The following is a 20,145-nucleotide window of genomic DNA, read 5'->3' as shown; positions in this document are numbered from 1 at the left end:
AATCTAGAAATAAGTAAGCGTATTAATGGATTATTTTGATGGGAATATTTTACAAAATAGTTGACATTTTTTGGAAGTTATAATACTATATATTTATAAAAGTAGGAGAGTCCAAGCCGTTAAGTTGGAGACTAAAAAAGAGGAGAGTCCATACCGTTAAGTTGGAGACTAAAAAAGAGGAGAGTCCATACCGTTAAGTTGGAGACTAAAAAAGATAGAAGAGTAGTCCTAATAGGATTACTCTTTTTTATTATTCAAGATACTATAAGAACGGAGAATCATCATGACATTACAACTATATCAAGTTAACGATCAGTATATTAAATATCTAAATTCTATAGATAATAGAGTTCCATATAATCATGAGAAAAATACGTGGCCATATGTTGGTGTTATATTTAGTATAAAAAATTACAACTATTTTATTCCTTTATCCTCTCCTAAAACTAAGTATAAAACATTAAAAGAAAATAGAACATTAACAAAAATAGATAAAGGTTGTTTAGGAGTTTTAAATCACAATAATATGTTCCCAGTGGCTAGAGGAGAATTTCAGAAATTAGATATTAATAATCTAGATAAGCAATATGCAATGTTGTTATTAAAACAACAGAAAGAAATAAGGAAATTAGAAAATAAAATAAAGCGAAAGTCTAAAAAGCTTTATGATCTTGTAAATATAGATACTTTGGACAATTCAGGATTAAAAAAAATTTGTTGTCAATTTAAATTATTAGAAGCTGCTTGTTTAAAATATGAAAAGTAACAAGAAAAAACGTGACTAGTTACTATATTATTAGTTACTAGTTACGTTTAATGAATATCAGTTTAAATTTGTCAGGTTATGTCAACTAGTATCATTGAATTTATATTTGACATTTTCTGGAATTTATAATACTATATGTTTATAAAAGTAGGAGAGTCCATGCCGTTAAGTTGGAGACTAAAAAAGGGGAGAGTCCATACCGTTAAGTTGGAGACTAAAAAAGAGGAGAGTCCATGCCGTTAAGTTGGAACCTATAAAAGTAGGAGAGTCCAAGCCGTTAAGTTGGACATCAATGAATAGAGAAAAGAGTAGTCCTAATGGGATTACTCTTTTTTGTATTGCATAAAAACAAGTATAGAGGTATCCAATAGAAGAAAGTGTGCACAAAAAAAGACTGCCAACAAGTTCACTTTAAGTGACTTTGTTGGCAGTCTGACTGAAACTATAATTGGTTTCAGTTTTTTATTTTAAATCATTATCTAGAATTGGATCATCTTCTACTGTTCTACTTGCACTTGAACTGATTGATTGTCTATGTGTATACACATTTCTTACAATTGTCTTAAGAACTGCATACGTTGGTACAGCTATTAAGATAGCGACGAATCCGCCTAAATTACCGGCTGCTAGTATAACAGTGATAATTGTAAGTGGGTGTATGTTGAGCGATTTACCCATAATGTTAGGCGTGATGACATTACCTTCAAGTTGTTGACATATGAGTGTAATGATACTGACCCATACGAGCATCATTGGATCTTGTATAAGTGCGATAGTAGCTGCTGGTATAAAAGCTAACCATGGTCCTAAAAATGGAATCATGTTTGTGATTAAAGCTAATAGTGCTAATAACAATGCATAATCTAAATCTACAAATGTATAGCCTAAGTATAATAATACGCCTAGAATGACGCTGACAGTAACTTGTCCTTGAATGTATGATTGTAATGTTTGGTTAATGTCTTTACTTAAGTTTACTACGAACCATTTTGAACGTCCTTTAAATGGTTTTGCGATAAATGGAATGAATCTTTCATGATCTTTTAACATATATATTAAGAAAAATGGTACTAAGATTAATAAGAACATAGTCGAAACAATTGAAGAAATATAACTGAATAAATTTGTGAGCATGTTAGTAACAATGCCACTAATACTTTCAATTGAATCATTAATTTTTTGAGATATATTTTCTGGCAATCTATCTCTTTGTTGTAGTGCGTAATCAACGACTTGTTGTATTTCGCGTTGAATATAAGGGATGTTTTTAATCAAGTTATTAATTTGATCTGTTAATACCGGCACAATGATCGATATAAATAGAATAACGATAAGCGTTAATGCAAGTAGTATAATCGAAATGCTGCCCCATCTTGGTATTTTTCTTTTTTCTAACATTTTCTGAAAAGGTAAACAAATATAAAACAAGAATCCACCTAATAATAATGGAAGTAAAATTGATTTTACGATGATGACAACCGGATAAAATATTTCGTTTATTTCCATGAATACTTTTATAATTAAAAATGTTAGGAGAATTGCAATTCCAGTGCGAAACCAAGCTTTATTTAACAATAGTAGTCCTCCTCATTAAACTTTCTCATACTTTTATATTATAAGCGAAAATACAGATTTAACAATGATAAATAGTCTTTCGAAAAAATAAAAACATGTATTTGTTTTTCACCATTTTTTAAGTTGTACGGATTAGAATAATTATTAATTAATTATGAATATAATATTGACGTAGATATTTGGTATATTATTGTAAAAAAGCTTTTTGACAATGTAGTAAGCGCTTACAATAAAATGCAATTCTTGCCTAAAAAAATGATTGATTGTGTATTTATACATGGTATAATCATAACAAGATAATTTCGAAATTTTCTGAACATGGGATTATCTTAAGGCTTACAACAAAGGGGAGATGAATTATGGAGTCTATTGTTAGCTTTGCAAATGAAATCGTATGGAGTAAAGCATTGGTATATGGTTTATTATTAACAGGTGTTTTATTTTCAATTATGATGAGGTTCTTCCAAGTTAGACATTTTAAAGAAATGATAAGATTAATGTTTCGTGGGGAAAAATCACCAACTGGTATTTCTTCTTTCCAAGCGATTGCTGTATCATTAGCAGGTCGTGTTGGTACGGGTAATATCGTCGGTGTTTCAACAGCAATCTTCATCGGTGGTCCGGGTGCAGTATTTTGGATGTGGGCTACAGCGTTTCTAGGGGCAAGTTCATCTTTTATTGAATCAACACTCGGTCAGATATATAAAAGAGAAATTAACGGCCAATATCGTGGGGGGCCAGCTTATTATATAGAATCAGGTATTAAAGGTAAGGCTGGTAGAATATACGGTATCGTCTTTGCACTTGTTACAGTGCTATCGGTCGGTTTATTATTACCAGGGGTACAATCAAATGCTATCGCTTCATCTATGAAGAATGCTTTTGGTTTAAATCCTTGGATTATTGCAATCTTTTTAGGTGCCTTACTAGCTTTAATTATTTTCGGTGGTATTAAAACGATTGCGAATGTTGCAACTGCCGTTGTTCCATTTATGGCCATTGTATACATAGGATTAGCAGTTGTTATTATTGTTTTAAATATTGGTGAAGTTCCAGGATTAATCGCTATGATTTTCAAATCAGCATTTGGTGCCGAAGCTGCTTTTGGTGGTATATTTGGTGCTATGATTGAAATTGGTGTTAAACGTGGACTTTATTCAAATGAAGCAGGTCAAGGTACTGGACCACATGCTGCTGCAGCTGCAGAAGTATCACATCCAGCTAAACAAGGACTTGTACAAGCTTTTTCTGTTTATGTTGATACACTTTTAGTATGTACAGCAACAGCATTAATGATTTTAATGTCTGGTACATTTAACACAACAGATGGAACAACTAACAAAGATGGTACTCCGCATTTAATGCACGATAATGGAATATATGTAAAAGCTCCAGATGGAAGTAAAGATGTTACGGGTACTGCGATGTACGCGCAAGCAGGTATCGATAAGGCATTTGCAGGTGAAGATTATACATTTGATCCTACATACTCAGGATTCGGTTCTTACTTTATTGCACTTGCGCTATTCTTCTTTGCCTTTACAACAATATTGGCATATTACTATATTGCAGAAACCAATGTGAGTTATATTATACCTTCAGATAAGCAAAAAATATGGATAATTGTAGTACGGCTCGTCTTGATAGGTGCAACAGTTTACGGATGTGTAAAAACAGCGGACGTAGCTTGGGCAATGGGTGATTTAGGTGTAGGTATGATGGCATGGTTAAATATCATTGCTATATGGATACTTCACAAGCCAGCTTTAAGAGCGTTACGTGACTTTGAAATCCAGAAAAAACAAAAAGGTTCTGGTAAATATGCAATATACAAACCAGCTCCAGATGAAGTGCCTAATGCTAAATTCTGGCACGAAGATTATCCAAAACGTCTAAAAGAATTTGACTTAAAAGATAAGTAATTAACAATATCAAACGCTTTCAAATATGCGCTCTCTACTGTACAATATACTTATATGTACAGTTGGGAGCGTTTTTTATGGATAAAAAAATAGGTCTAGTTGACCAAATCAAACTTGAAAGTAAATTTTTGAGAAGGGAAGTGACAATCTCAATTTACTTACCTAAAGACTACACAGATCTATACAAACATCATGTTGTGATTACATTTGATGGTAGAGACTTCTTCCAATTCGGTCAAATTCATCGAGAATATGAAAAGTTGAGAACTGCGGATAAAGTCGAAAGGTCAATCATTGTAGGTGTTCACTATGAAGATGTTGAACTTAGAAGAAAAGAGTTCCATCCTGATGGAGAACATCGAAAGGAAATGTCACAATTTGTTGTGAAAGAGTTATGTCCTTATATTGATAAAACATTCTCAACTTTAAAAGTAGGAAATGCAAGAATATTATTAGGTGATAGTCTTGCAGCGAGTATAGCTTTAGTAACTGCTCTAGAATATCCACATCATTTTAGTCAAGTTGGATTATTTAGTCCATTAGTAAATGATACGGTAACGGAAAAGTTTCAAAATTGTTCAGCTAAAGATCTATTAACAATTAAACATTATATTGGTAAAGAAGAAGATTCATTTAAATTGATTAGCGGTGATGTGGCAGACTTCTTAACACCTAATAGAGCCTTTAGTGAAAGTGTTAAACAATCAAATATAACTTATAATTATGAAGAACTAGATGGGGGACATACATGGAAAACATGGAAACCTGAACTAGGAAATATGTTAAGTTACTTTTTAAGTCATCAAAATCAGAAAAATTTGATATAATAATAATGAAGAAAAACAAAGGAGGAAGTGTCATTATGAAATTAGGTATCGTACTTATTCCATCTAAACCATTCCAAGAAGCAGTGAATGCTTATCGTAAAAGATATGACAAACACTATGCATTAATTGCACCACATATTACTATCAAAGAGAAATTTGAAATTGAAGATAGTAAATTAGATGAGGTTAAATCTAAACTAGAGAAAACAGCAAAAGAATTTGAACCAGTTGATATTCAAGTGTCAAAAGCTTCAAGCTTTGTACCAACTAAAAATGTAATTTATTTTAAAGTTACTAAAACTGATGCATTAGAATCTTTGTATAGTAAATTTAATAGTGGAGAATTTTATGGTGAAAGTACACATCCATTTGTTCCACACTTTACAATAGCTCAAGGACTATCAAGTCAAGAATTTGAGGATATCTATGGACAAGTGAAAATGGCTGGCATAGAACATTCAGAAACAATCGACACGATTAAATTAATGAAACAAAATGATGACGAAACATGGTCAGAAGAAGCATCATATACGTTAGGTTAAGTTAATGATGAAGCATGAAATTATATACTCATATAATTTCATGTTTTTTTTATGTAGAAAATGATGTTGAGATAACCACATCATTCTTATATTATCGGATAAAGCATCTTCAATGAAGAACTGAAATATCCGAGAAGAACAATAACACAAAGATGGGCATATTAGATTGCTTTAAAAAGTAAAAGAGCCCATGAATTTATCAAGTCAGGGCTCACATGATAAATAGAGCTGTTGAATTTATCAAGTCAGGGCTCACATGATAAATAGAGCCGTTGAAATTATCAAGTCAGGGCTCACATGATAAATAGAGCCGTTGAATTTATCAAGTCAGGGCTCACATGATAAATAGAGCTGTTGAAATTATCAAGTCAGGCTCCACATGATAAATAGCAAAAATCTCTATAATATTCTCCACGATTTTGTAAAGTGCTGACGCCTGAGGGAATAGTATGCGAGAGAGACTACAGGCTCGAACCATATTCATAAGGCAAGCATGCACTTTCAAAATCGTAAGATTTAAAAAAAGATCTCTTCATTAGGACATACCCTAATGAAGAGATCTTTATTGATGTCCGAGACTCCGGACTAGTTTATATTGAGTTTTTCTTTTTATAATTAATAATAAAGAATGTACCATAGAATAAAGCTAAGAATAAAAACATTAAACTAGATGCATATATTGTATAATAAACGTCTCTAAATACTTCAGAAATAATACCGCCTAAAACGGGACCAATCATAGTACCAAAGCCTTGAACACTATTAAATACGCCCCATGTTTCTTCTTGTACTCTATTATGAATATGACCTGCCATAAACGTATTCCAAGCTGGTAAGAGTAATCCATATATTGTACCGATAAGTAAAGCAATCAACAGCACGATAAATAATTGTGTTAATAATGTTAGTCCAAATATAAATGAACTATACGCTAAAAATCCGACAAAAATAATGACGTGTGTAAATGTTTTAGAGTGCTTATCCATTAGCTTTGAAAAGAACAGCATGGATACTGTACAGCCTATACCGCCGACAATGAGTATCAACGTGTATTCTAACGTTGTTACACCCATATGTTTAGTGGCATATGTAGGTAGTATAGGTACAAGCATACCAATTGCGGATCCTTGTAAAAATATACCTGGGAATAATAGTAAATGACGTTTCGTTACTTGAATAATTTCCTTGAATTGTTTTTTTACAGACTTACTTTCATAGTTCGTTAATTGAACTTTAACAAAATAGAATAAAATCCAAGCAACTAATACGCAAAGAGCCATCATAAATGTAAATCGGGTTGGGTGTAGTTTAAATAGTAAGTTCATAAAGATCATACCTGAAAGCATGCCGACTAACCAACTAAAATAAACATATCCCATCTGTTTGCCTCGAGATGCTTCATCTACGCTTGAAAGCATAATGACCCAAATAGGACTTACAGCAATACCTAATAAGATAGCACTTATAATGAATATTACTGGTGATGGTATAAATATAATTAACGCTAAACTAGAAAAAGCTAATATAAAGCCACAAGTTAAAATAATCGTTGGACCGAATCTTTTTAGAAGAAAGCCAATAACAAAGTTTGTCAATGCATCACTTATGAAATGTAAAGATATTGCTAACGAAGTAATACCAACAGTCACTTTAGAAGCGGTTGTTGGTAAAATAGGTAAATAGCTTAAGATGTACATACCTCTAGCAAATTCCATCATAAATAAAATGACTAGCATTATCCAAAAATCTTTTTTATAAAATGTCTTACCTGATGAAGTATTTCGCATACATAGGAACCTTTCCGTAAACTTCATTATATGAAAGTGAGTCACTTAATAATGATAGTAAATCGTTACATATATTTTCTGTTGATTTTTCTATATAATTTTCTTCTAATAGATGTGTCATTTGTTTTAACTTATTCGGTTGATTAGTAAGTGAAATAACCATTTTAGTTGCTTCTTCTGGCGAATTTGCTATTTTTCCATACCCTTTATGTTCGAAATAATTGGCATTTTCCAATTCTTGTCCTGGAGCAGGATTTAAGAATATAAGTGGTAAGTGTCTAGAAAACGCTTCTGAAATCGTAATACCACCTGGCTTAGTGATCATAAGTTGACTTGAAGCCATCCACTCATTCATATGTTTAGTGTAGCCGAGAATTAAGACGTTCTTATTATCTTTGAAATGTTCTCTCAGTTCATTTTTTAATGATTTACTGTTACCACAAATCATAACAACTTGAGCATCTTTAGCGTGCATATCAATTTGACTAATCATAGTAGAGAAGCCAGTAGACACGCCAAACGCACCTGCAGACATTAGAATAACCTTTTTATCGGGATCTAATTTGTGTTTACTCAACCAATGATATCGATCAAGTGGCTCTTCGAATTGTTTTGAAATTGGAATACCTGTTACTTTTATATCTTCACGTTCAATTCCAATCGATTGCATCTCATTTTTTAAATCTTTAGTCGCGACATAATAACGATTTGAGTGTGGAGTTACCCAGTTCTTGTGTAAACGATAGTCTGTCATAACTGTAGCAATTGGTATATTTAAATTAAACTGTTCTGTTAATACAGACACAACCGGTGTTGGGAAAGTTAACAGTATTAAGTCTGGCTTTTCTTTTATAAGTAAATTTAATAATTTATTCAGTCCATAATACTTATAGATACATTTATCAATTTGTTCTGGTCTACTATAGTAGAAAAATTTATACATATTTCTAAAGTATTTAAAGCTGTTTATATACCACTGTTTCGCAATTGAAGTCATAATAGGGTGTGCTTCCAAAAACAAATCATGCTCTATTACAGTCAAATGATTTAAATTCATTTCACCAAATTGTTTCACAATACTATTAGTTACTTGTAAGTGACCGTTACCGAAAGAACCAGTAATAATCAATAATTTTTTGTTTTGAGAAACCATTAGCCACACTCCGTATTTGTATTTAAATTCTATGATAGTTTAACGCATTTTCCCTGTTTTGTGAAAAGATATCGCATATCATTACAAAAAACATATAAAATCTTTAAACTATTTCAATGTTGTAATTAATATTTTTATAACTGTTTATGTCGGAATATTAGAATCTATTTGATGATTATTTATAATGCCCCTTAATATTTTTGTTATTATGAATGAATTCTATTCTGTTATCAATAAAAATGTCAATAAACATCGGCAAATTGTCACTTTTAAATAGAGGTAATAGGCTCATATGAAGAAATTCATCTTTCCTTTATGTATACATACCCGTTATATTTATAATTAATAATAAAATGAAGGAAATAAATAATCCAATTTATATAAATATCGAAAACTTCAGAGCCTCTTAACATCCTACATTTGTTTATACATGTAGTCAAAGCTATAAAATCATAATAAGAAAGTGTATAATAAACCTATTGAAAATAAAGGAGAAATAACGATGAACGTTAAGACGTTATTAAATAAAATTAAAATAAAAAAAACTTATGGTAATGTAGATCAAGAAGTAGTAGACATTACAACAGATTCAAGACATGCATCTGAAGGCTCTATCTTTGTTGCTTCTCAAGGATATACAGTTGATAGCCATAAATTTATACCGAATGTTGTTGAGCAAGGTTGTACAGTTGTAGTAAGTGAGAAGTATGTAGAACTAACTGACAATGTATTGTTAATAGTTGTTAAAGATACATTGAAAGTAGCGAGTATATTCAGTCATGTATTGTACGATTTTCCAAGTCAAAAATTAACAACGATTGGCGTGACTGGAACAAATGGTAAAACGACTATCGCTACTATGATTCACCATTTAACGAGAGGTCTAGGAAAAGGAAGTGCTTATTTAGGCACAAATGGATTTCAAGTTAATGAGAAAGTTACTAAAGGTGTGAACACGACACCAGAAACGGTTACTTTAACTAAGCATATAGTAGAAGCTGTAAACCAAGAATGTAAAAGTATGACATTTGAAGTTTCAAGTCATGGCTTAGTCATAGGTAGATTAAGAGGTTTAGAGTTTGATATCGCAATTTTTTCTAATTTAACGCAAGATCATTTAGATTTTCATGGTACTATGGAAGCTTATGGATATGCTAAATCATTATTATTTAGTCAATTAGGACAAGATTATAGAAAAGATAAATTTGTTATATTAAATGCAGATGACAAATTCTCTAAAGAATTAATACCAGTGACGCCATTTGAAATTTTTACATATGGTATTGATAATGAAGCAGATTTCATGGCTAAAAATATTCGTGAATCTATTAGAGGCGTAGAATTTACCCTTGTAACACCTTTTGAAGAATATGAAGTACATTCACCTTATTTAGGTAAATTTAATGTACTTAATTTACTAGCAAGTATTTTAGGTTTATGGGTTCAAGGGTATGAATTAGACGATATTACGAAAGCTGTAATAAATATGCCGGCTGTTGAAGGCCGTTTAGAAGTATTAGACAGAAATCTTCCGATTGATTTAATTATCGATTATGCACATACACCAGATGGTATGGATAAATTAATTGATGCTGTTAAACCATTCGTTAAACAAAAACTTATATTTTTAGTTGGCATGGCTGGCGAAAGAGACTTAACAAAAACGCCAGAAATGGGTAAAATAAGTTGTCGAGCGGATTATGTCATATTTACACCAGATAATCCTGCAAATGATGACCCGAAAATGTTAACAGCAGAATTAGCTAAAGGAGCGACACACAATAATTATGTAGAATTTGAAGATAGAGCAGAAGGCATTAAACATGCAATTGAAATTTCTGAACCAGGTGATACGGTTGTACTTGCTTCAAAAGGTAGAGAACCTTATCAAATTATGCCTGGTCATATAAAAGTGCCTCACAGAGACGATTTAATTGGTCTAGAGGCGGCATATGAAAAATATGGAGGAAAGCCAAGTGAAGATTAGAGAAAATCATTCGCAAAACTTAAACTGTAAAGTTTTTATATATGAAAATAAAAAAGAAGAATATTTTGTGATTTCTATTCCGGATTTATTTTGGTCTATAGAAGTAGATTATGATTTATACGGAGAATCTTTAATTGAACATTTGTATTTGCATTTATTTAATGTACTTGATGAAGACGAAGCGAATGAATTAGCGAATAGAATAAGCCAATGGACATCCGAATTATAAGGAGAAATGAATCGTGACGATTAAACAAGAAGTAGAGAGTAGAAAAACATTTGCGATAATATCCCATCCAGATGCCGGTAAAACAACTTTAACTGAGAAGTTATTACTTTTTGGTGGAGCAATTAGACAAGCTGGTACTGTAAAAGGGAAGAAGAGTGGAAAATTTGCAACAAGTGACTGGATGAAAGTGGAACAAGAACGTGGTATTTCTGTAACAAGTTCAGTTATGCAATTTGATTATGATAACTATAATATTAATATTTTAGATACACCAGGACATGAAGATTTCTCTGAAGATACTTATAGAACGTTAATGGCAGTCGATAGTGCAGTTATGGTGATTGACTGTGCGAAAGGGATAGAGCCACAAACATTAAAGTTATTTAAAGTGTGTAAAATGAGAGGTATACCTATCTTTACGTTTATTAATAAATTAGACCGTATGGGTAAAGAGCCTTTTGAATTATTAGAAGAGATTGAAAAAACTTTAGAAATAGAAACTTACCCGATGAACTGGCCAGTTGGAATGGGACAAAACTTTTTTGGCATAATTGATAGAGCGGAAAAGACGATTGAACCATTTAGAGACGAAGAAAATATTTTGCATTTAAATGAAGATTACGAATTAGAAGAAGATCACCCAATCAAAAATGACTCACAGTTTGAACAAGCAATTGATGAATTAATGTTGGTTGATGAAGTTGGAGAGCAATTTGATGAAGAAATGTTATTAGCTGGAGAACTTACACCAGTATTCTTTGGATCAGCTTTAGCGAACTTCGGTGTTCAAAACTTTTTGAATGCATATGTAGATTATGCGCCAATGCCAAGTGGTCGTAAAACAGAAGAAGGAGACGTTGTTGATCCATTTGATCAAGATTTCTCTGGATTTATCTTTAAGATACAAGCAAATATGGATCCAAGACATAGAGATAGAATTGCGTTTATGAGGATTGTAAGTGGTGCATTTGAAAGAGGTATGGATGTGACCCTTCAAAGAAATAAGAAAAAGCAAAAGATTACGCGTTCAACTTCATTTATGGCTGATGACACTCAAACGGTCAATCATGCAGTAAGTGGTGATATTATCGGTTTATATGATACAGGAAACTATCAAATAGGCGATACACTTGTTGGAGGTAATCAAAAATTCCATTTCGAAACATTACCACAGTTTACACCTGAAATATTTATGAAAGTTAGCGCTAAAAACGTGATGAAGCAAAAACACTTCCATAAAGGAATTGAACAATTAGTTCAAGAAGGTGCTATACAACTTTATAGAACACTTCATACTAATCAAATTATACTTGGAGCTGTAGGACAATTACAATTTGAAGTATTTGAACATCGTATGAAAAATGAATATAACGTTGATGTTGTAATGGAACAAGTCGGCAAGAAAATAGCAAGATGGATTGAAAATGAAAAAGAGATAACGGACAATATGAATTCAAGCAGATCTATTTTAGTGAAAGATCGCTATGACGAATATGTGTTCTTGTTTGAAAATGAATTTGCAACGAGATGGTTTGAAGATAAATTCCCAGAAATCAAATTATATAGTTTGTTATAATTCACAAAACATTGTATAATAACAAAATACAACTAAATAGACCTACGACTTTGTCGAAGGGGAGTAACTTGAGAACTTAAAAATTCTAGCATATTATCGTCATTACGAAGTGGAAGCTTCCGGTAATATGGACATATTATAAATGTTAAGTGAGACCTTTGCCTTTAATTAGGCATGGTCTCTTTTGTTTTTTATTAGAAGAAAATGGAGAGTGAAAAAGATGGATCCGAGTTTATTTTTAAGTTACGGTTGGGTATTAATCGTATTGATTTTTCTAGAAGGACTATTAGCAGCAGATAATGCTGTTGTAATGGCGGTAATGGTTAAACATTTACCAGAAGATTTAAGGAAAAAAGCACTTTTCTATGGTTTATTAGGTGCTTTCGTGTTCCGTTTCATGTCACTGTTCTTAATTAGTTTCTTAGCTAACTTCTGGCCAATACAAGCAGCAGGAGCATTATACTTAATTTATATGTCTGTTAAAAATTTAATAGACTTCAAGAAACATAAAGACAAGCCAATTGAGACACCAGATGATATCGAAGGAAAAGAAGAATTTTCAGATTCTGAATATCCTACAGATGAAGAAGGTCATCATAAATTGAAAAAGGATTTCTGGATGACTGTATTAAAAGTCGAATTTGCAGATATAGCATTTGCGATCGATTCAATGTTAGCGGCTTTTGCAATAGCTGTTACATTACCAGCAGTAGGCGTTCACTTTGGTGGAATGGACGCAGGTCAATTTTCTGTTATGTTCGTAGGTGGTATGATTGGTGTAATCATTATGAGATTCGCAGCAACTTACTTTGTTGAATTATTAAATAAATATCCAAATCTAGAAGCAGCAGCATTTGCTATTGTAGGTTGGGTAGGTATCAAATTATTCGTTATCGTCCTAGCACATGATGAAATTGGCGTATTGCCACATGAATTCCCACACGGTATATTATGGCAATCCATATTCTGGAGTGTATTATTATTGTTAGTTGTAATAGGTTGGATAACATCAGTTCGTAACAATAAAAAAACAAATGAGTAAATAAAGAAGATATAAGCTGTCGACAAAGTTCAAAACTTTGTCGACAGCTTTTTGTATATAGTAGCGTAAAAATACATTTCTAAATTACATTGTGAAGTTCAATATTCATGGTTTTTTAAGTAATTAAACTAAAACGTAAATATATGTAAAAATAGGTGTATAATGTAGAGATATACAATGGTTTTATGTTAATAATTTTAATATTATATGGCATAATAGAAACATTAAGATTTTAGATTGAGGAGGGCAATAAATGTCACGAAAAAAGCATGTCATTCCTAGAAATGAATATAAGAGACAGCGACGTGAATTTTTTCATAATGAAGAGCGTGAAAAAAGAATCGAACAAAAGAGACAAGAGGATGAGATTAAAAAAGCTAACGAGTTAGAACTACAGAAGAAAAATGAGTTACGTGTGAGAGAAAATATGCAAAAAGCACGTATTGAAAAATTAACTAAAGAAGAAATTAAAAAACAAGAAGAAGAGTCCAAATCACACCCAACGATAGATTTGGATGACGATAGATTAACTGATTCACATAAAGACAGCATTGAGCATGAAAACAATATACAACCTGATTTAGATAAAAATATTTCTAATGATGATAGTGATGGAGATTCACAAAATATTGAATATAAAAAAGTAGACAATCAAAGTCAAGATGAAGTTGATAAACAACTTGTTAAAGATAATGACTTTGAAACGAATAAACAACTCGGTGCAATACATGATGAAAAGGTAGAAGTAAAATCACAAAACAAGAATAACTTTATAAATACGATATTATCTAAATTTGAAAAACATTGGCCGATCATTGCGATTATATTAGCTATCATATTAATTTTCATTTTAGTGTGGAGCATTTTTCAAAATGTGAATCCGCCTAATGAAGGTCGAAAAACAATCGAAGAAAAGCAATCTCAAAAAGGTTTCCAAAAACCGATTACGAATGTGATGGAAGCGGTAGAGAAATCTAAGAGTTCAGTAGTTGGTGTTTCTCATGAGGATTCTGATATATCTAGCAAAAGGGAAGCTTCACAAAAGAAAAAAGAAGAAAATAGTGGCGTCGGTTCAGGCGTCATTTATAAAGTTGAAGATGATAAAGCATACATAGTAACAAACGCACATGTTGTTTCAAATGATAAAAAGCCAATTATTACGACAGCTAATGATAAAAAATACGATGGTAAAGTGGTAGGTACTGATCAATGGTCTGACATAGCCGTCGTAACTGTTCCAATTGAAAAGGATGCTAAATTTAACCCTATTAAATTTGAAGACTCCGATAATTTAATTTTAGGTGAAACAGCAATCGTCATTGGGAGTCCACTAGGACCAGAATTCCAAAATAGTATTTCAACTGGTGTTGTTTCCGGATTGAATAGAAAAGTACCTGTTGATTTTAATGGTGATGACGAGTATGATTGGGAAATTAAAGCGATTCAAACAGATGCAGCAGTCAACCCTGGTAATTCAGGTGGACCAATTTTAGATTCCCAAGGCAATTTAATTGGCATTGTATCCTTGAAAATAGATATGCCAAATGTTGAAGGCATGGCATTTGCTATACCGTCAAACGAATCAGCAGACTACATTAATAAATTAGAAAAAGACGGTAAAATTAAGCGTCCAGAACTAGGTATAATGGCTCAAAATTATACTAAATTAGGTTCTAATGAAAAATCTCAAATATCTTTACCTGGCAAATATAAATCAGGGATGGTTATTGCTGGGGTTACTAAAGATGGTAATGCTGATAAAGCAGGAATAGAGTTTAACGATGTAATTGTCGGCATTGAAGATACAAAAATCGAAAATAATCTTGAATTTAGAAAAGAATTATATAATAATCATAAAATAGGTGAGAAAGTTAACTTGAAACTTATTAGAAATGGTAAAGAAATAACGAAAACATTAACGTTGAAATAAATAGAGGTGACAATTTGTGTCCATTATAAAATACTTTTTTCAAAAAATGACGCCGCAACAAGGTATTGTATTATATTATTTGGGTGCAATCATTGTCGCCTTTTTATTATTGAATTTACCTTATGTCATTAAACCTGGTGTAAAAATTGCACCAGTTGATACATTATTTGTTGCGGTATCAGGTGTGAGTGTAACAGGGCTTACGCCAGTTATTATTGAAGATACTTTTACAATGTTCGGTCAAGCTATCATACTTATCATTCTTAATATTGGCGGTATCGGTGTCATGGCAATTGGTACTTTATTGTGGGTGATATTAGGAAAGCACATCGGATTAAGAGAACGACAACTCATTATGCTTGATAGTAATTCTAATGCTATGAACGGTGTTGTTAAATTAATTTTAGACATTGTTAGAACAATATTAATGATTGAAGTAATAGGTGCGATATTATTATCTTTTTATTTTTATAAAGATATAGGATCAGTTAAAGAAGCGATACATCACGGGATTTTTGCTTCAGTTTCTGCAACAACAAATGGTGGCTTAGATATTACTGGAGAATCACTTGCACCTTATGCGAATGATTATTTCGTACAAACAATTATTATGTTGCTCATTATGTTAGGTGCTATCGGTTTTCCAGTGTTAATAGAAGTCAAAACATATATGCGAAATACGATACCTAATTTTAGATTTTCATTATTTACTAAAATTGCAAGCGCGACATATTTATTCTTATTTTTATTAGGTACAATTGTGATTTATTTATTCGAGTTTTCAAATGCATTTAAAGATGTTTCATGGCATAAAGCAATATTCTATGCCATGTTCCAATCCTCTTCAACACGAAGTGCAGGACTCTCAACAATAGATCTCAGTCAATTTTCTGAAGCGACGAATTTCTTCTTAGGTGGTTTGATGTTTATAGGGTCATCACCAAGTTCAGTAGGTGGCGGTATAAGAACAACAACATTTATGATACTTATACTTTATTTAGTGAATTTTAGTAATGGTCGGACGACGATAAAAGCATTTAATCGAGAAATACACCCAATAGATATACAAAGGTCATTTGCGGTTATTTCATTAGCATTAGCGATTACATTCGTAGGTGTATTAACAGTTGTGAGATTTGAAGACGGTAAGCACGATTTGTTATCAATATTCTTTGAAACAATGTCAGCATTTGGTACATGTGGACTATCTATGGGGATTACAGATAGTTTACAATTAGGATCTAAAGTCGTCATTATGATACTTATGTTCATTGGTCGAGTAGGCTTACTATGTTTCATCGTAATGCTTGGTGGTAAGTCCACACCAGATAAATTCCACTATCCAAAAGAACGTATACAAATAGGATAGTAAGAAAAAGCGTCCGGGACATAAATGTCCTAAAAACTTAAAAAGAGCAGAAATTCAATTTTAAAATTGAATTTCTGCTCTTTTTTAATTGGGTGTGGTGGGAACGTGGTCTGAATGTTGCTTGTTTGGTAAGTCTTGCAACATTTAGCATGCACTTTACAAAATCGTAGAATATATATAAAAAGTAACAGCTCATTAGTTTTTCATGACTAATTAGATTTAACGATAGGAATGGTAATAATAAAGGTCGTGCCTTTAGACATATTGGTAAATACGCTTATTTTGCCTTCCCAGTCTTCAATTAATTTTTTACTTAAATAAAGGCCTAGACCACTACCGGATTCTTTAGTTGTAAAGAACGGATCGAATATTTTTTGCTGAGTTTCTTTAGACATCCCTTTACCGTTATCTTTAAATATTATAGTTGCTTGTTTAGTATTTGTATTTTGCAATTGTATGTCTATTGAAGCATTGTCTATATCAGTTAACGCGTCTTTTGAATTTTGAATTAAATTTATGAGTATTTGTTTCAATTGATCTTCTGATATAAATGCGTAAATCGGTTCTTCAAGTAATGTTAAACTGATGTTGATATTATTCTGCTCTAATTCATATTCTGAAAATTGTATGACTTCTGCAATTGTTTGGCTAATATCGACATTTGTATATGCCAAGTTAGTTGGCTTACCTAAATATAAAAATTGAGTAACGATATTGTTAATTCTATCGAGTTCTTCGGAAATGATATTAAAATGTTTATCTTGGTGTTCTTTATCATATTTCATTCTTGTAAGTTCGACAAAACCATTGATGCTTGTTAAAGGGTTTTTTATTTCATGCGCAGTGTTTGCTGCGAGTGTGCCTATTAGCCTTAATTTTTCATTATTAGCTTGTTCGATTAATTTTTCATGTTCTAATCTCTCTGAACGACTTTTAAATATCAAAGTTAAAATCGTTAATAATAAAAAGACAATTAAGAATATAAATATACTTGGTAAAATGATACGTGATATAAAATTGTATTGTCCTGTAATACTAATTGATACAGGTAAATTATTATATAAATATGTTATCGTTTTTGAATGTTGATGTTCTTTACCAACTTGATAAATTTCAGTGCCATCAATACCTTTTACCTGTATATTGAAACGTTTTGAAATTAATTTTATTTCATTTTTAAAAGCGTTCATATTTATTTCTGCAGCTACGGTATAATCTTTGTTTTTTATTTTTAATTGGTTTGTAAGTAATAATGTACGAGGTCCTTTTAACGTTTTTTCTGTACTACTTAATGTTGAATTTTGTGAAAAAGGAAAGTGATATTTATATTTTTTGAAATCTTCTATAGATGTATAATCTTGTCCTTTAGAATCATAGACGACTTGTTTTTGATCATTCAAAATATAAATATGATCTATCCAACTATATCTTGTATGATTATCTTCTAAAAATTGATTAATAAACTTTTCATCATCACTATTTGATAAAATAGTCGTTAATGATTCGGAAATGCTATTGGATTCATTTATAAATGTACCGATTTTTAAATTAACTATTTCTTTAGTTGTGGCTAATCTTTGGTTAACTCTATTCGTATAGTTTCTGCTAATGATTGCACCAATTAATAAAGAAACAACAAGTGCAATAACAATATTAAGTATTATGATTTTATTAAAAGGTTTCATAATAGCCTCCCGTTTCTAAATACTACTTAATTGAGTATATTATGATTAACAATTATTGCCAACATAAATTAAAACACTTTATCATGATTCAAATTAGCTTTAAAAGACATAATGCTTTTTAAAAATGGTAAAATAAATAGAAAAGAGGGGGAATAACATTGAGGACGAATGAAATCATCACAATTGATCTATTAGCTACTTCTGACTTACATGGCCAAATAGGCAAGAGTGGTATAAGTGGTAATATATTAAAAATGGCTACTTATGTTAAACATAAACGTAAAGCCAATCACCATGTATTATTATTGGATAATGGTGGCATGCTGTCGGGTTCAATGTTTGCATTTTATTACGCTCAAATTGCACCTTACAAGAGAAATCCTATGATTAAAGTGATGAATGAAATGCAATTTGATGCAAGTGGTGTTAGCCCCGATGAGTTTAGTTTTGGTTTAGATTTCTTAAATAAGTCGATAGCATTAAGTAGGTTTCCATGGCTTGCAGCTAATATAGAACATAGTAAGACGAGAGAACCTTATTTCACAACGCCGTACACCATTAAATATGTGGATGGCATTAAAATTGGCATTATTGGTTTTACTTCAAGTGGTTTAATGGAAAATAAAAATATAGAATTTGAAGATGAAGTTATGGTTGGAGAATCTATGGCATCAGCAAAACGTTGGGTGAGATATCTACATGAAAAGGAAAGTCCTGACTTTTTAATTATGTTGTATCATGGTGGATTAAACACATATACAGATAAAAATAATTACCGATCATATTATAGTAATAACGCTGAAAACATGATTAAAAGTACGGAAGGCGTTAACGTCATTATTACAGGTCATCAAGAGCATGTTGTAGATTTGAAAGTTGCTGAAACTCAGTTTATACAACCAGGTAAAAATGCGACTAATATTGTCGACATGTCGATTCAATTTAGAAAAAGAACTAATTCAGTAGAAATTATCGACACATCTATCAAACATGTTGAAATATCTAGCTATCCAGAAGATAGAGATTTGTTAGAATTAACACATTTTGACCAAAAAGCTGTACAACATTGGTCAGAACAAAATGTCGTAGATATCCCTGTCATATTGGATTATAAGCACTTAACGGATTTATATAGTAAACCACATAAATATACAGAGTGCATTCAAAATAGTATGAGTAGAGCATTTTCAGATGCGGACTTTATATGTGCACAAATTGGAAATCCAATAGGCAATGGTTTGCGAGGCGAACTTCAAGTAAAAGATATTTATAAATCTTATGTTCATACTGATAAACCAGTCAAAATCAAATTGACCGGTAAAGAAATTAAACGTATTTTAGAAAGAACTGCAACCGCATTATATAAAGAAGATAATACAATAAAGTATAATGAGGAAATTTTAGAGCCAACTTTAATGACAGTATGGAAAGGTTTCAAATATACAATTGATTTAAGTAAACCTGTTGGCAATAGAGTTATTCTTCATAACATCGATTTAGAAAAAAGTTTTAATGTTATTATGACAGACTACTTATTTAGACACGTAAATAAAATTATTTCAGAATCAACATATGAAAGATCTAAAAAAACGGTTATTGAATATATGATTGAAGAATTAGAAGAAACTAAAGGTAAATTTGAATTAGAACATGACTTCGAAGTGATATAGCACTGTATAAAAAGATAAAAAAACTGCCAACAAAGCCTTTGACTTTGTTGGCAGTTTGAATTTAAACACAATTGTATTTAAATTA

15 protein-coding genes are annotated in these 20,145 nt (G+C 31.5%); 11 read left to right on the top strand and 4 right to left on the bottom strand.

What is annotated here, in order from left to right; translation table 11 throughout:
* Positions 1–283: 283 nt before the first annotated feature.
* The gene (locus LQ598_RS05840; RefSeq protein WP_107537223.1) at positions 284–766 is read left to right on the top strand and encodes a type III toxin-antitoxin system ToxN/AbiQ family toxin; all 483 of its coding nucleotides are present in this window, start codon (positions 284–286) and stop codon (positions 764–766) included.
* 462 nt (positions 767–1,228) lie between these two features.
* On the opposite strand, the gene LQ598_RS05835 is transcribed toward LQ598_RS05840, so the two are convergent.
* The gene (locus LQ598_RS05835) at positions 1,229–2,341 is read right to left on the bottom strand and encodes an AI-2E family transporter (protein ID WP_016913095.1); all 1,113 of its coding nucleotides are present in this window, start codon (positions 2,339–2,341) and stop codon (positions 1,229–1,231) included.
* Between the two features lie 359 nt (positions 2,342–2,700).
* Between LQ598_RS05835 and LQ598_RS05830 the strand changes: the two genes are divergently transcribed.
* The 3 genes from LQ598_RS05830 to LQ598_RS05820 all read left to right on the top strand — a co-directional run bounded on the left by LQ598_RS05830 (position 2,701) and on the right by LQ598_RS05820 (position 5,632).
* A complete protein-coding gene (locus tag LQ598_RS05830; protein ID WP_275590097.1) occupies positions 2,701–4,263 on the top strand; it encodes an alanine/glycine:cation symporter family protein in 1,563 nt (520 codons plus the stop codon).
* 77 nt (positions 4,264–4,340) lie between these two features.
* The gene (locus tag LQ598_RS05825; protein WP_107537369.1) at positions 4,341–5,090 is read left to right on the top strand and encodes an alpha/beta hydrolase; all 750 of its coding nucleotides are present in this window, start codon (positions 4,341–4,343) and stop codon (positions 5,088–5,090) included.
* 35 nt (positions 5,091–5,125) lie between these two features.
* Positions 5,126–5,632: a YjcG family protein gene (locus LQ598_RS05820; protein ID WP_016913092.1), complete on the top strand. Its 507-nt coding sequence runs from the start codon at positions 5,126–5,128 to the stop codon at positions 5,630–5,632.
* Positions 5,633–6,222: 590 nt separating this feature from the next.
* Here the strand turns inward: LQ598_RS05820 and ltaA are convergent.
* Together ltaA and LQ598_RS05810 are read right to left on the bottom strand one after the other, a co-directional pair.
* On the bottom strand, positions 6,223–7,419 hold the full coding sequence (gene ltaA, locus LQ598_RS05815) for a lipoteichoic acid biosynthesis MFS flippase LtaA (RefSeq protein ID WP_016911650.1): 1,197 nt from the start codon (positions 7,417–7,419) through the stop codon (positions 6,223–6,225).
* Positions 7,397–8,572 (bottom strand): diglucosyl diacylglycerol synthase, encoded by a 1,176-nt coding sequence (locus LQ598_RS05810; RefSeq protein ID WP_016911649.1) that lies wholly within the window; start codon positions 8,570–8,572, stop codon positions 7,397–7,399. The genes ltaA and LQ598_RS05810 overlap by 23 nt, the downstream gene beginning before the upstream one ends.
* 502 nt (positions 8,573–9,074) lie before the next feature.
* On the opposite strand from LQ598_RS05810, the gene LQ598_RS05805 reads away from it, so the two are divergent.
* From LQ598_RS05805 to LQ598_RS05780, 6 genes are all read left to right on the top strand, one after another.
* A complete protein-coding gene (locus tag LQ598_RS05805; protein ID WP_107556616.1) occupies positions 9,075–10,559 on the top strand; it encodes a UDP-N-acetylmuramoyl-L-alanyl-D-glutamate--L-lysine ligase in 1,485 nt (494 codons plus the stop codon).
* The gene (locus LQ598_RS05800; RefSeq protein ID WP_016911647.1) at positions 10,549–10,788 is read left to right on the top strand and encodes a YueH family protein; all 240 of its coding nucleotides are present in this window, start codon (positions 10,549–10,551) and stop codon (positions 10,786–10,788) included. The genes LQ598_RS05805 and LQ598_RS05800 overlap by 11 nt, the downstream gene beginning before the upstream one ends.
* A gap of 13 nt (positions 10,789–10,801) precedes the next feature.
* Entirely contained in the window at positions 10,802–12,364 is a 1,563-nt protein-coding gene (locus tag LQ598_RS05795) for a peptide chain release factor 3 (protein WP_239745353.1), read from the top strand.
* 220 nt (positions 12,365–12,584) lie between these two features.
* Positions 12,585–13,406 (top strand): TerC family protein, encoded by an 822-nt coding sequence (locus LQ598_RS05790; protein WP_103323470.1) that lies wholly within the window; start codon positions 12,585–12,587, stop codon positions 13,404–13,406.
* Positions 13,407–13,659: 253 nt separating this feature from the next.
* On the top strand, positions 13,660–15,336 hold the full coding sequence (locus tag LQ598_RS05785; protein WP_239745352.1) for a S1C family serine protease: 1,677 nt from the start codon (positions 13,660–13,662) through the stop codon (positions 15,334–15,336).
* Positions 15,337–15,352: 16 nt separating this feature from the next.
* Positions 15,353–16,705 carry a TrkH family potassium uptake protein gene (locus LQ598_RS05780; RefSeq protein ID WP_016911643.1) on the top strand — a complete coding sequence of 451 codons (1,353 nt, stop codon included), beginning with the start codon at positions 15,353–15,355 and terminating at the stop codon, positions 16,703–16,705.
* Positions 16,706–16,914: 209 nt separating this feature from the next.
* Here the strand turns inward: LQ598_RS05780 and LQ598_RS05775 are convergent, their stop codons facing one another.
* A complete protein-coding gene (locus tag LQ598_RS05775) occupies positions 16,915–18,390 on the bottom strand; it encodes an ATP-binding protein (protein ID WP_239745351.1) in 1,476 nt (491 codons plus the stop codon).
* A 158-nt stretch (positions 18,391–18,548) separates the two neighbouring features.
* Between LQ598_RS05775 and LQ598_RS05770 the strand changes: the two genes are divergently transcribed.
* On the top strand, positions 18,549–20,060 hold the full coding sequence (locus tag LQ598_RS05770) for a bifunctional metallophosphatase/5'-nucleotidase (protein WP_107537459.1): 1,512 nt from the start codon (positions 18,549–18,551) through the stop codon (positions 20,058–20,060).
* The last annotated feature ends 85 nt before the right edge of the window (positions 20,061–20,145 follow it).

The sequence above is a fragment of the Mammaliicoccus sp. F-M27 genome, from assembly GCF_022387115.1.
GTDB lineage: Bacteria > Bacillota > Bacilli > Staphylococcales > Staphylococcaceae > Mammaliicoccus > Mammaliicoccus vitulinus.
This window is presented reverse-complemented; position numbering and strand designations above follow the sequence as displayed.